Annotated in this window: 1 pseudogene; it reads right to left on the bottom strand. The window is 60.1% G+C overall.

The window, feature by feature from the left end:
• Nucleotides 1-14: 14 nt before the first annotated feature.
• A pseudogene (locus tag ALO43_RS22520) lies at nt 15-248 on the bottom strand (ABC transporter ATP-binding protein); the annotation flags it as partial.

Below are 248 nucleotides of genomic sequence, written 5' to 3' on the forward strand. Positions count from 1 at the left end.
CTTCCCTGCCTCGCTCACGACAATGCTTCCAGTTCGGCCTGCATGGACTCCAGCAGTTCCAGCGCTTGCATCCAGGCGTCTTCCAGCTCGGACTCACGTACCTTCAACTTTGCCTGCTCGGCCAGCAGGTCGCGCAGTTTGTCCTTGTTGGCCGCCTCGTAGTTGGTGCTGTCCGCCAGCGCTTCCTCGACCTTGGCGAGTTTTTCATTCACCAGCCCAAGGTCACGCTCCAGCTTGTCGGCTTCACG

The sequence above is a fragment of the Pseudomonas tremae genome (genome assembly GCF_001401155.1).
Lineage (GTDB): Bacteria > Pseudomonadota > Gammaproteobacteria > Pseudomonadales > Pseudomonadaceae > Aquipseudomonas > Aquipseudomonas tremae.